Here is a 13,588-nt window from a genome sequence, read left to right as displayed (position 1 = left end):
CCTTTTTGCTGCCGGTTGTGCGGTTGGCTCTGTAGCCTGCCCGTGTCCGAATCTCCAGCGGAAGCAGGTGTCACGCCTTGGCCACTGAGAGTTCCATTCCCGAGATCCCCACGGACGTCCCGACATCGGCGCGGATCTACGGCTGGATGCTGGGCGGCAAGGACAACTACGAAGTCGATCGGGAGCTCGCGATCGCGGGGCTGCCCGATTTCCCGGAGATGGTGGACGTCGCCCGGCAGAATCGGCTGTTCCTCTATCGTGCCGTCCGTTACCTGGCGGTCGAGGCGGGGATCCGGCAGTTCATCGACCTCGGGTGCGGGCTGCCGACCGACGACAACGTCCATCAGGTCGCCCAGCGGTTCGTCCCCGACGCCCGTGTGCTCTATGTGGACATCGACCCGATCGTTCTGGCGCACGCCCGGGCCCTGCTGGCCGGCGACGGTTCCACCACGGTCATCACCGCCGACATGCGCGACCAGGAGGCGATCCTCGCCCATCCCGAGACCCGCCGCCTGATCGACTTCGACGAGCCCGTGGCCGTGCTGTTCCTGTCGATCGGGCACCATCTGTTCGATTCCGACGATCCGCGCCGGGTCCTGCACACGATCATCGACCGGGCGGCGCCGGGAAGCCACCTGGCTTTCACGCAGGTCGTCGGCTCCACTCCGGAACGGGTCGCGGAGTTCAACGCCAGGACGAACGAGGCGGGCATCCCCTGGCAGACCCGCAGCCGCGAGGAGGTCGACGCGTTCCTGGAGGGACTGACCCCCGTCGAACCGGGCCTGGTCGACATCTCCGAATGGCGCCCCGACCCCGACCAGCCGCCGCTGGCGCCCGTCCCGGAGGAACTGGCGCAGTTCGCCGGAGCGTCCAGGTTCGGGGCGGACCTCTACGAGTACGGCGGCGTCATGATCAAAGCCTGAGCTCCAGGGCCTCGCGGGCGGCGGTCATGACGGCCACGTTCCCGTGTCCGGGGGTGGACAGGGCCGCGGGGGCCGGGACGAAGTTCGCGCCCATTTTTCGCTTCTAGGATGTGAGCGACATCCGGTCGGGTGGTTGAGGAGGCGCGCGTAGTGGCGCAGCTGGCTGTCGCGGACTCGTTCATGCCGCAGTACGCGAAGCTGGAGCCGAAGGTGCGCAAGGGGGTCGAGGCGGCGTTCGCGAAGTTCGCGGAGCACTCGCACGCCGGGCTGCATCTGGAGAAGCTCAGCGGGGCGCGGGATCCGCGGATCCGGACGATCAGGATCGACCTGTACTGGCGCGGAGTGGTGCTCGCGCCCGACAAGGGCGACGTCTACTGCCTGCTGTCGGTGCTCCGGCACGATGAGGCGATCGCGTACGCGAAGAGCCGGAAGTTCACGGTCAACCAGGCGATCGGGGTGCTGGAGGTCCGGGACCAGAAGGCCCTGGACGACATTTCGCCGGCGCTGGAGAAGGCGGCGGAGAGCAGCGAGTACCGGCTTTTCGAGCACCTTTTCGACAAGGACCTGCTGAAGCTCGGAGTCGACCGGGAGCTCGTTCCACTGGTACGGCTGATCACGACCGAGGCGCATCTGCAGGCGCTGGAGAAGTATCTGCCGGAGCCGCAGTACGTCGCGCTGCTGGCATTGGCTCAGGGAATGACCGTGGACCAGGCGTGGGGCGAGGTCGCCAAATGCCTGCCGGCCGAGCAGCCGCCGCCCATGGTGGATCCGGACGACATCGTCACGGCGATGCGCCGTACCCCGGAGCGGGTCGCTTTCGTGAACGGGCCGGAGGAACTGCGGGACATCCTGGCGCACCCGTTCGACACCTGGCGGATCTTCCTCCATCCGGTGCAGCGGAAGGTGGCGCTGCGGCCGTCGTACAGCGGTCCGGCGCAGGTCACCGGGGGTGCCGGTACGGGCAAGACGGTGACGGCGCTGCACCGGGCGCGCTTTCTGGCGCAGGCGGATCCGCGGGCGCGGATCCTGCTGACGACCTTCACGAAGAATCTCGCGCAGGCGCTGGAGAAGCAGCTCGCCCTGCTCATCGAGGACGCGAAGGTGCGGGACCGGATCGAGGTCGTGAACGTCGACCGGGTGGCGTACGGGATCGTCGCACGGCATCACCGGCCGGGAATCGCCGGCGCGGACGTGGTGGATCCGCTGTGGGAGGAGGCGGCCGAAGGGCTGCCCTTCTCACCGACGTTCCTGCGGCGGGAATGGGAGCACGTCGTACTCGCTCAGGAATTGGCGAGCGAGGACGAGTATCTGGCGTGCAGCCGCGTCGGCCGCGGCGTTCCGCTGGGGAAGGCGCAGCGGGCGGTGGTGTGGAAGGCCATCGACCAGGTGGTGACCTCGCTCAAGGCGGAGCGGAAGTCCACCTTCCCGCAGTTGGCGAACGAGGCGGCCGATCTGGTGCGGGCGCCCGAGTACGACCACGTGATCATCGACGAGGCGCAGGACATCCACCCGACGCAGTGGCGGCTGCTGCGGCGCCTGGTCGCGGAGGGGCCGGACGACCTGTTCATCGTCGGGGACCCGCACCAGCGGATCTACGACCGGCACGTCTCGCTGGCGGGCCTCGGGATCAACGTGCGAGGGCGCAGCGCCAAGCTGAGGCTCAACTACCGGACCACGCAGGAGATCCTCGGCTGGGCGGTGCCGCTGCTCGGGCTCGTTCCGGCGCAGGGCCTGGACGACTCGGCGGACACCCTGGACGGCTACCGCTCCCCCATGCACGGCCGGCGTCCCGTGGTCAGGCGGTACGAGGACGTCGACGGCGAGCTGGACGGCCTGGTCGAGCAGGTGCGGGCCTGGCTGGACGACGGCGTCGAGCCGAGCGCGATCGGTGTCGCGGCCCGCTACACGTACCTGGTGAAGAAGGCCGCGGGCCGGTTGAAGGCCGCCGGGATCACGGCGTTCCAGGCGCCGAGCAAGTCCGACGGCGTGCAGATCGGGTCCATGCACCGGATGAAGGGGCTGGAGTTCCGGTGCGTCGCGGTGATCGGGGTGGACGAGGCGTCCGTCCCGTCGCCGTCGGCGATCGCGGCCGAGGAGGAGGACCCCAAGGCGCACGCGCAGGACGTGCAGATGGAGCGGTGCCTGCTGTTCGTCGCGTGCACGCGGGCGCGCGACCATCTGTACGTGTCGTACGCGGTGGCGCCCAGCGCCTTCCTGCCCTCCTAGCCGGGGAGTTCGGCTAGGAGTTCCACGAGTTCCGGGACCTGCGGGTGGTCGTCGCCGTAGTGCGAGCGGATGTCGGCCAAGAGGGCGGAGAGTTCGTCCCTGCTGCCGGTGCCCGCGGCCAGGCGGAAGCGTCCGGTGCGTACGCGGAGGCGTAGGGAGAGGTCGTCGTACGGGTCGGAGATGTCCGCGAGCAGGGCCTCCTGTAGACGGATGGCCTTGTCGGTCTCTCCTAGCTGGGCCTCGCAGACGGCTTCCTGCTCGCGGCAGTGCAGGACCTTGTCGTCGTGCGGGCCGTACCACTCGGACAGACCTTTGGCGGCGACCCGGTAGGCGGGTATGGCGCGGCGGTAATCACCGCCCTGGTAGAGCACCTCGGCGAGGTCGAGCCGCAGGTGCAGGACCTCGGCGTCGTCGTCGCCCAGGGAGAGCTGGGCGGGTTCGGCCAGGTCGGAGAGGAGTTCGGCGGCCTGGGTGAAGCGGCCGGCGGAGGCGAGGTCGGCGGCCTCGACGCGGGCCCGGGACACCTCGCCGTGGGACGGCAGCCGCACCGGCCCGGCGGCCCGCGGCGGAGCCGGCGCGGGCCGCGGCGTGTCGGCGACCCGGATACGGGCCTGCGCCCGGCCGTACAGGGACGGCCGGGCCGCCGTGTCGACGGCGCCCGGGAGCGGCTCCAGGTCGGTGACGAACTCCAGCACGCGCTCGTACGTCTCGTGCGCGTCGGCCGGCCGGTCCGGGGACTGCTTAGCCAGCATCTGCAGTACGAGCGAGTCCAGAGCGGCCGGGACCTCCGGCCGTAGCTCGCGCAGGGAGACCGGTACGTCGTCCTCGTGGCGGCGCATGACCTCGTACGGCGTCTCCCCCGGGAACACCGGCCGTCCCGTCAGCAGCTCGTAGAGAACGCAGCCCAGCGAGTAGAGGTCGCTCTGCGGCGTGGGGCTGCCGTACATCTGCTCGGGTGCGGTGTAACCCGGCGTGTACGGGGCGCCCGCTCCCGTGGACGTCCTCCGTACGTCATCCGGCGCGAGCCCGACCGCGACACCGAAATCGAGGACCTTCACCGAGCCGTCAGGGCACAGCATGAGGTTGCTGGGCTTGAGGTCCCGGTGCACCAGCGGCCGCTGATGCGCGACCGCCAGTACGGCGCAGACCTGCGCTCCTATCAGCGCGGCCCAGGAGACCGGCAACGTTCCATGCAGGTCGATGAGATGGTCCACGGTCATGCCCTCGACGTACTGCATCACCAGGTAGAGGGAGTGCCCGCGCACGTCGTCGTCGTGCTCGCCCAGGTCGTACACCGCGGGCACGCCGGGGTGGTCCAGCCACGCGGTGCTGCGGGCCTCCTGCTCGAACCGCGCGATCAGGTCGCCGCCGGCGTCGCCGGGGTGCACGAGGATGAACTTGACCGCCAGCCGCCGGTCGAGGAGCTGGTCGTACGCCCGCCAGACCTCGCCCATGCCGCCGCGCCCGATCGCCTGGTCGAGTTCGTAACGCCCCGCCAGCACGAGCCCCCGCCGCACATCCGCCTCCTCCGGCCCGCCGGCCCCGCGCCCAGTCTCCTCCCCACCCGCCCTCCGCGCCACAAGACGTTCCCGTAAGGCCCCGGCGCCAGACGGGCGTGCGGCAGCCGTGACACTGGCCGGCCCCTGCGGGAACGCCGCAGTAAGGCCCTTCCCCGTGCGTCTAGCCTGGCGGGATGGAGGAGATCAAGCAGCTGGCGGAACGGCTACGCGAATTCGCGGCCGAACGGGACTGGGAGCGGTTCCACACGCCCAAGAACCTGACCATGGCGCTCAGCGGTGAGGTGGGCGAGCTGGTCGCGGAGCTGCAGTGGCTGACGCCCGAGGAGTCCACCGAGGTCATGAAGGATCCCGAGGCGGGCGCGCGGGTACGCTCCGAGCTGGCCGATGTCTTCATCTATCTGACCCGACTCGCCGACATCCTCGGCGTCGACCTGTTGAGCGCCGCCGACGGCAAGATCCGAGAGCACGAGCGGCGCTATGGCGTGGAGACCCATCGCGGATCCGCCCGTAAGGCTCCTCCGTTGTTCTGACTCGTTATGTCAGCAAGTGTCGATAGTCTGCTCCCACAGTTCGCGGCCCGACGGGCTTCCGCCGATCGGCTCTTCGACCGGTACCGGACATGCCCCCTACCGCACGAGAATTCCGTGCTGCATGGGAGTAGGTCTTTGTCGGTCTTCCGCCGTACCGCCGAGTCATTGCTGTCGCCGGTCGAGAGCCGTTTCGCCGATGTTCTCGCCGAGCAGATGAGGATGCGGGACGGCATCACGGTCTCGGCGTCCGAGCGGCGGTCGTGGGAACGGAGCCTGCCCGTCCTGGCCGAGGACCTGGTCGAGGCCGGGCTGGGCCAGGTCGAGATGCTGATCGAGTACCGGCTGCCGCTGACCAGCAAGCGGGCGGACGTGGTCCTCGCGGGCGTCGATCGGCGCACCGGCGGCGACGCGTACGTGATCGTGGAGCTCAAGCAGTGGAGTCGCGCGGAAGTCTGGGAGGAGGACCCGACCCGCGTGCTGGTGCACAACATGTCCGGTAAGCCGAAGCTACACCCCGCCCTGCAGGCGAAGGGCTACAGCGACTACATCTACGACTTCGTCAGCGTCCTGGCCGATCACCGCGACGCCGTGCACGCGGTGGCCTATCTCCACAACGCGGCGAAACTCGACGTCGTCGACCTCTACGACGCGGTGGTGGACGACCGCACGAGGCTGTTCACCCAGTCCACCCGCGGCGCACTCGTCGACTACCTGCGGGACCGGTTCGCACCACAGCCTGGAGCCCCGGCGGCCGATCGACTGCTGACGAGTGCCGTCCGGCCGTCCAAGCAACTGCTGCGATATGCGGCGGAGGAGATCAAGATCCGTGAGCAGTTCGTTCTGCTGGACGAGCAGCGGCTCGCGTTCGAGATGGTCAGGCACGCGGTCGACCAGGCACGCCGCGAGGACTTCAAGACGGTCGTCGTGATCACGGGCGGTCCGGGCAGCGGCAAGAGCGTCATCGCCCTGTCGCTCCTGGGGGAACTCTCCCGCCAGGGCTACTCCGTACTGCACGCCACCGGCTCGAAGTCCTTCACCGGGACGATGCGGCGCTACGTGGCCAAGGGATCGCCCAAGACCAAGGCCATGTTCAAGTACTTCAACAACTTCATGGAAGCCGACAAGAACGAACTCGACGTACTGATCTGCGACGAGGCGCACCGCATCCGCAAGGTCTCGGCGAGCCGTTTCACGCCCGCCCGGCTCCGCACCGGCCGCCCGCAGGCGGTGGAGCTGATGGACGCCGCGAAGGTGCCGGTCTTCCTGCTGGACGAGCACCAGGTCGTACGCCCCGGTGAGATGGGAACGCTGGCACAGATCCGCGAGCACGCGAAGGCCAAAGGCCTGACGGTGCGCGAGGTGTCGCTGGCGGAGCAGTACCGGTGCGGCGGCAGCCGCAAGTACGAGGAGTGGGTGTTGCGCCTCCTCGGGCTTGACGGCGGCCCCCCGGAGCCTTGGACCGGCGATGACGGCTTCGAGGTGACCTTGGCGGAGTCCCCGTACGACTTGGAGGCGCTCCTTCAGGAATGGTCGGAGCGCAAGGACCCGGGCGATGGCACGGTGCGCAGGTACACCGCCCGGATGACCGCGGGTTTCTGCTGGCCGTGGAGCGATCCCCAGAAGGACGCCACCGGACGGTCGTTCTCTCTGGTGTCGGACGTGATCATCGGCGAGTGGGCGCGCCCTTGGAACGTGAAGGGCGACCGGGCCGTGGGCGACGCCCCGCCCAGTGAGTTGTGGGCGACGCACGAGGGCGGCTTCGGGCAGGTGGGCTGCGTCTACACGGCGCAGGGCTTCGAGTACGACTGGAGCGGCGTCATCATCGGCCCCGACCTGGTCTACCGCGACGGCCGGCTGACCACCGTCCGAGCCGCGAGCAAGGATCCGGCGCTCAAGCCGCGCACCGTGTCCGACGAGGAGGCCGACCGGCTGATCCGCAACACCTACAAGGTGCTGCTGACGCGCGGCATGGTCGGCACGGCCCTCTACTCGGTCGATCCGGAGACCCAGCGATTCCTCGCCACCCTCGTCCGCTGAACCACCACCACACCTCGCCACCGGCAGGAGACCGGTCCGGCTTCCATCCCGCGTCGGAGATCAATTCCGCTGCGCCTGGCTGACCAAATCGGTAATGTCCCCCATGTCCTAATACGTGACCGCATGGGGGCCTCCAGTGTGCACTGGAGTCGGACGGGTCCCCCGGCATGGGGGTGGATCGTGACAGTGGCGCCTCAGCCTGCGTACCGGGCGTCTGCCGAGAACCTGTACAAGGACCTGAGTAATCCGGACTCGGCGGCGGAGAGGGCCTTCGTCGACGCTCTGACCGAGAATCTGAAGAAGAAGGCTCAGTCATCGCGCAAGGTGACCAGGGCCCAGAAGCTGGCGTGGCAGAACAGCCTGACCGCCCTGGTGCACACGATCGTGGACGCCGGCCTGGGAGGAATCGAGGTACTGGTCGAGTATCCGATGCCCCACCAGAAGAACAGCCAGGCGGACGTCGTCCTCGCGGGAGTCGACCGCCATTCGGGCGGCGACATCTTCCTCGTCGTCGAACTCAAGCAATGGGAGTCGGTGGAGTTCTACAACGGTGACGAGCACCAGGTCCAATGGGACCGCCGCCGGAAGCCCGTCGAGCATCCCGCCGACCAGGTGGCAGGCTACCGCGATCAGATCTTCGCCTTCTGCCAGGCGGTGGAATCGCATCCGGACTCGGTACGCGGGCTCGTCTTCATGCACAACATGGCGGCTCACGAGGCCGCCAAGCTGCATGGGCTGGCCGACGAGCTGGACGTCGGCCTGTTCACCCAATCCGATCGCGACGACCTCATACGCCACCTTCGCGGGCGCTTCTCCCCCGCCGGCGGAACGGCGGCCGCGGACCGCCTGCTCAACAGCCGGATCAAGCTCCGTCGCGGTTTCATCGAGCAGGCGGTGGAGGCGCTCAACGGCCGGGACGGCTTCAACCTCCTCGACCGGCAGATCGCGGCCTACCGCGCCGTGCTCCATGCGGTCGAGGAGGCTCATCGGGCGCCAACGAAGCGGGTCATCGTCATCTCCGGCGGGCCGGGCACCGGCAAGAGCGCCATCGCACTCGAACTCCTGAAGGCGCTCCTCGCCCGGGGACGCGAAGTCAGGCACGCGACCGGGTCGAGCGCCTTCACCAAGACCCTCCGGGCCCGGGTCGCCCGAGGGAAGGAACAGCAGCAGCTGTTCACGTATTTCAGCGACTACGGCGTCCCCTCCGAGCACGACCTGGACGTGCTCATCGCCGACGAGGCCCACCGCGCCCGCAGCAAGACCTTCAACCGGTGGCAGCAAGAGAAGAAGAGCGACCGGCCGCAGATCGAGACGATGATCGAGTCGGCACACGTGCCCGTCTTCCTTCTCGACGAGAACCAGACCGTGGGCCGCGGCGAGCTGGGCACGATCTCCGCGATCAAGTCGCATGCGCAGAGCCTCTCGATCCCATTCCAGCACATCCCGCTGACCGGCCAGTGGCGCTACGGCGGCAGCATCGCCTACGACCAGTGGGTACGGCGCCTGCTCGGCCTTGGAGACGAGGACGGCGCATGGGACGAGGACAAGCCGCCCGCCCCTTGGCAGGGCGACCCGGACTTCGCCGTCGTGCTCGCCGACTCCCCGGCCGAGATGGAGACGCTGCTGCGCTCGAAGATGGACGCCGGGGCGTCCGCGCGGATCGTCGCGGGCTACTGCTGGCCGTGGAGCGCACCGCGGCCGGACGGGACGCTGGAGCCGGAGGTCGTGATCGGCGACTGGGCCCGTCCGTGGAACGCCAAGTCCGACTCCCGGGTGGGGGACGCGCCGCCGAGGGCGCTGTGGGCGACCGCCCCCGGCGGCTTCGAGCAGGTCGGCTGCGTCTATACCGCCCAGGGGCTCGAATTCGACTGGACCGGCGTCATCATCGGAGAGGACCTGGTCGCCCGCCGGGGGCGCCTGGTTCCGGAACGGGAGAAGAACAAGGATCCGGAACTCGGGCAGCGTAAGGTCAGAACTCTTCCCGAAGAGGAGTTCAGGCGACTGCTTCGCAATATCTACAAGGTGCTGCTGACCCGAAGCCTTCGCGGAGTGGTCATCCATGCCGTCGACACGGAGACACAGGAGCTGCTCAGGTCGTTGATACCGCCGCATTCGGTGGCGGCTTCGGGGCCGGTCGAGCAGCCATAAACGCCGGACATCCGATGTTCGGGTCCTATACTCATTCCCACCACTTGACCGCTTCGGGTCACGCTTCTGGCGTTCGTACCCGATAATCGGAGTACTCGCCGCCCAGCGCCTAAGCGGTAGCTAGTCGCGTTGCGGCGGCGAGCTGAACAGGGGCGACACGCCCCCGAGGGCGCGATCCGGTGGATCGCGCCCTCTCCTTTTGCCAGGAAGACCGCTGCAGGAAGCCGCCCATGACCACATCGCCTGAAGGCCGGGATCGCACGTCGCTGTACTCCCGCCGGCTCGCGGCCCGGATGCTGGACTTCACGAGCCCCACGACGCCGTGGGTTCGCAGGCTGTGGGACGTCGGCACGTTCCTCGCTCTCGAGGAACTCCACGAGGCCGGTGAATGGGTCGACGGCGGTGTCCTGCACGCCGCGGCCGTCGAATGGCCGCGCCTGGCCATGGAGAGAGTCCTGGGCTCGGACCCCGCGATCGGCTCCAAGGACGTGCGCCGGCAGTTCCAGGCGGTTTTGAAGACCGAGCTCACGGTGGCCGGCGACGGAAGGCGCAAGCTCCGCCACCTCATCGACGCGGCGCGTCCCAGGTACCTCGACCGCTGGGCCGCCGAGGTGGCCGACCGGACGTCGGCGGGCGCCGAACGGGTGGCGCGTGCGGTGACGGCGCATCTGCTGGACTCCGGGCACAGCGCGGCCGGAGTGCACCGGTGGCTGCAGGCGGGCGCCGCGAGGCTCTCCGCCGCCGACCTCATCGAGGAGGCCGCCGCACTGCTCGCGCATCCGCTCCGGCCCTGGACGGTCACCGTCTTCTTCAAGAACCTCCCGGACTTCGAGAAGCAGACCTCCGCCCTGAAGCACTGGATCCCCGCGGAGCAGGCGGAGGCTCTGCTGCGGAAGGCGGGCCCGGCCGACCGGGCCGCGGCCGTGGTCGGGGGCATGAGCTACACGGTGGAGGCGCGTGACCCGGAGCGCGCCGTCGAACTCACCTACGACCTCGTCGAGCGGCTCCAGGCGCGGGCACGGTTCATGGCGGACGCGGGCAGGGTGGTGCCGCTCGCCCAGGTCCTGGTCGACGGCTGGGACACCCCCATGCTGCTGCATCCTCCCGCCCGCAAGGCGCACGTCCACTCTCTCGTCGCCGAGAAGCGCCTGTACGCCGTCGGCCAGAAGCCCCGGCGGCACGGCCGCGACGACCGCGACCCGCTGGACGACGCCCTGGAGATCGCCTCGGCGCTGAACGGGGGAGCGCTCGCCCCCGCGGTCGCGGGCGGGTGGACGGCGCTCGAGTCGCTGCTCACCGAGGCGCGCGATCCCGACAAGCGCGGGAAGGTGGTCGCCGCGGAGCGGGCGGCGGCGCTGGTGGCCTGCTCATGGACGAGAGCCGAGATGACGGCGCTGTCGTACCGGGTGCGCGAGGCCAAGGGGGACGATCTCCATGCCCGCCTCGACGCCTGCGAGACCAACCGCGAGCGCGCGCTGCTCGTCGCCGAGCGGCTCCGCGAGAGGCGCTCCATGCCGCTGGTCCACGCCTGGCGCCTGGAGAGCGACGTCGCGGCACTACAGCGGATGCTGGAGGTGCTCGACGACCCGCGTACGACCCTCGCCAAGGTGCGCCGGCACGTGGAGATCTCGTTGCGGCGGCTCTACCGGAGCCGCAACATCGTCCTGCACGGGGGCTCGACCGGGGGTGTCGCCCTCTCCGCGACGCTGCGGACCTCCGCTCCGCTGGTCGGCGCGGCCCTTGACCGCATAGCGCACGCGCATCTCAGGAACGGGACCAAGCCGCTGATGCTGGCCGCCCAGGCCGACACCGCGCTCCAACTGGTCGGCGACGAGGCCGGGCGGCACGTGTGCGAGCTGATCGAGTAGAGGAGCCGGCCACGAACCGCACGGGCTCTTCGAGTGCTTGTGTCGCGGTCAGGACGGCGTTGGCGCGGAATCCGGCCCAGGTCCACCAGCGGACGTCGGTGTCGCCGTGGCGGGTGATGACCGTCCCGCCGGGTTGGACGGTACCGGTGTTGCGCTCGCGAGCCTCGGCCAGGTCCCGTACGGCGCGCTCGGTGAGCAGCATCGGGTCGGTCCGGCCGACCTCATTCCCTCCGTCCCGTGCCTCACCGCGCCGCTGCGTGAAGCAGGATCATAACTTCGGGCATGCTCGCACCCTTAAGGCGTTTCGGGAGACATGCCCGGTTCACACCGACCGCTTTCGGACGGGAGTCGAAGGCCGACCGAAAGCGTCCAAAACGATCACTTCTGGGCGTTGGCGCTATTTCGGTTGCGCGGAGCCACGAGTGACCGATGGGGTGCGACGGTGCGCATCCGACGGGTGAGGATCCAGGGGTACCGGTGTCTGCGGGACGTGGACATCCGGTTCGACGACATCACGACGTTCATCGGCCCCAACGGAGTCGGCAAATCGTCGGTACTCCGCGCCCTTGACTGGTTTTTCAACGGCGACCGCGGCCGTCCCCTGACCGATGAGGACGTGTCGGCCGACTCCGCCGACCGACGCATCAGCGTCGAGGTCGAGTTCGGCGACCTGAACCCCCTCGACCGCCTCACCCTCGGCAAGTACGCCGCAGACGGCCGCGACACCGTACAGCTGTGGCGGCGCTGGGAGGACGGCGACGACAAGCTGTCCGGCCACGCCCTCGCGTACCCGCCGTTCGAGGCCCTCCGGCAGATCCCCGGAGCGCGAGAACGTCGCGCCGCCTACAACAGGATGCGTACGGAATGCCCCGAGATGGAGCTGCCGGCCGTCCGGAACGCGGCGGAACTGGACGAGGCGCTGGACGAGTGGGAGCGGACGCACCCCGAACTGCTGGAGAGCACCGAACTGGACGCCGCCAACCACTTCTTCGGCTTCGCCGGTCAGGCCAAGATGACCGGCCTCTTCGACTACGTCTTCGTCAGCGCCGACCTGCGCGCCGACGAGGAGGGCCGCGACGCCAAGGGCTCCGTCATCGGGCGGATCCTCGACCAGGCCATCGACCGTACCCAGGCCGAGCAGGAGATGGCCGACTTGCAGCTCATGGTCAACGCCACCCGGGCGACGATCCAGAGCACGCACTTCGGTGAGCAGCTCGAGACGCTCTCCGACGACCTGACGGCCGCCGTCTCCGAGCTGACCAGCGGGCGCAGCGTCCACGTCTCACCGCTCGTCCAGGAGCTGCGGCTCCCTCAGGTCCAGTTCCAGGTCTCGGTACGCGACGGCAGTGCCCGTACCCGGATCGACCAGCAGGGACACGGCTTCCAGCGCGCTCTGCTCATCTCCGCGCTGCGGCTCCTCGCCGAGAGCCGGGCCGTCGAGTCCGACCGAACCATCTTCCTCGCCATCGAGGAGCCCGAACTCTTCCAGCACCCGGTGCAGGCGCGGGCGTTCGCGGCGGTGCTCCGCAAGATCGCACGCGAGACCGGCCGGGGCGTGCAGATCGCGTACGCGACGCACAGCCCGTACTTCCTGGAGACCGAGGGCTTCGCCCAGGTCCGCCGGATGACGCGCGACGTCTCGGACGGAACCGCCTCGGTACGAATCGCCTCGACGACCGCCGACACCGTCGCCGACCGGCTCGCCGGCGTCCTGGATCCCAGCAGCTTCCGGCGCCAGTTCATGCAGGTGTGCCTGCAACGCATCCCCGAGGCCCTGTTCGCCCGCGCCGTCATCCTGGTGGAGGGACCCACCGACCTGGCGGTGCTGGAGGGCTGCGGGCTGCGCGCCGACCCGCTCAACCGGAACGGCATCGTGGTCGTCGACCTCGGTGGCAAGAGCCGCATCCCGCTGGCCCACGCCCTGCTCACCGAACTGGGCGTGCCCTGCTACGCCGTGTTCGACGGCGATGCCGACTTCGAGCGGCGCGCGAGGGCGCGCCAGATGGCCCCGGACAAGATCGCCCAGGCGATGGCGGGCCACCGGCAGGAGAACCGCAGGCTAGTGGGCTACTTCGGCGGCGCAGTCGAGGACCACCCGGCCACAAAGGTGCACGAGCACTACGCGGTCGTCCACGACTGCCTGGAGACCTACCTGGAGAGCGACTGGCCGGAGTGGGAGACCGCGCGGTGGCGGCTCGTCGAGGAGGGTCGCGGCCTGGACGGCAAGCACGAGGACACCTACCGCCAGGCGACCGTCGACGCCGCCGCCGGTCCGCCCGCCTGGCTGAGCGACATCATCAACCGCGTCATGGACCTGTGCGCGGAGGACTGATCCG

Annotated in this window: 8 protein-coding genes; 7 read left to right on the top strand and 1 reads right to left on the bottom strand. The window is 69.4% G+C overall.

The features are described 5' to 3' along the window. The first annotated feature begins 77 nt into the window (after positions 1-77). Together AB0881_RS19495 and AB0881_RS19490 are read left to right on the top strand one after the other, a co-directional pair. Positions 78-923, top strand: a complete 846-nt coding sequence (locus AB0881_RS19495; RefSeq protein ID WP_366618387.1) for an SAM-dependent methyltransferase — start codon at positions 78-80, stop codon at positions 921-923. A 150-nt stretch (positions 924-1,073) separates the two neighbouring features. Continuing rightward, positions 1,074-3,149, top strand: a complete 2,076-nt coding sequence (locus AB0881_RS19490; RefSeq protein WP_366618385.1) for a UvrD-helicase domain-containing protein — start codon at positions 1,074-1,076, stop codon at positions 3,147-3,149. On the opposite strand, the gene AB0881_RS19485 is transcribed toward AB0881_RS19490, so the two are convergent. After that, a complete protein-coding gene (locus tag AB0881_RS19485; protein WP_366618383.1) occupies positions 3,146-4,666 on the bottom strand; it encodes a serine/threonine-protein kinase in 1,521 nt (506 codons plus the stop codon). The genes AB0881_RS19490 and AB0881_RS19485 overlap by 4 nt on opposite strands. Positions 4,667-4,842: 176 nt before the next feature. Between AB0881_RS19485 and AB0881_RS19480 the strand changes: the two genes are divergently transcribed. From AB0881_RS19480 to AB0881_RS19460, 5 genes are all read left to right on the top strand, one after another. Then, positions 4,843-5,199, top strand: coding sequence for a nucleotide pyrophosphohydrolase (locus AB0881_RS19480; protein ID WP_366618381.1), 357 nt, complete (start codon positions 4,843-4,845; stop codon positions 5,197-5,199). Positions 5,200-5,334: 135 nt separating this feature from the next. Then, complete coding sequence (locus AB0881_RS19475; protein WP_366618379.1) at positions 5,335-7,236, top strand: DUF2075 domain-containing protein; 1,902 nt, start codon at positions 5,335-5,337, stop codon at positions 7,234-7,236. 180 nt (positions 7,237-7,416) lie between these two features. Further along, positions 7,417-9,384 (top strand): DUF2075 domain-containing protein, encoded by a 1,968-nt coding sequence (locus AB0881_RS19470; protein ID WP_366618377.1) that lies wholly within the window; start codon positions 7,417-7,419, stop codon positions 9,382-9,384. A 230-nt stretch (positions 9,385-9,614) separates the two neighbouring features. Then, positions 9,615-11,252, top strand: a complete 1,638-nt coding sequence (locus AB0881_RS19465) for an integrase (RefSeq protein ID WP_366618375.1) — start codon at positions 9,615-9,617, stop codon at positions 11,250-11,252. A 442-nt stretch (positions 11,253-11,694) separates the two neighbouring features. Further along, positions 11,695-13,584 (top strand): ATP-dependent endonuclease, encoded by a 1,890-nt coding sequence (locus AB0881_RS19460; protein ID WP_366618373.1) that lies wholly within the window; start codon positions 11,695-11,697, stop codon positions 13,582-13,584. Positions 13,585-13,588 lie beyond the last annotated feature (4 nt).

Origin of the sequence: Spirillospora sp. NPDC029432 (genome assembly GCF_040703975.1) — a bacterium.
Taxonomy (GTDB): Bacteria; Actinomycetota; Actinomycetes; order Streptosporangiales; family Streptosporangiaceae; genus Spirillospora.
Note: the sequence above shows the minus strand (reverse complement) of the source record. Positions and strands in the feature narration are given on the sequence as shown.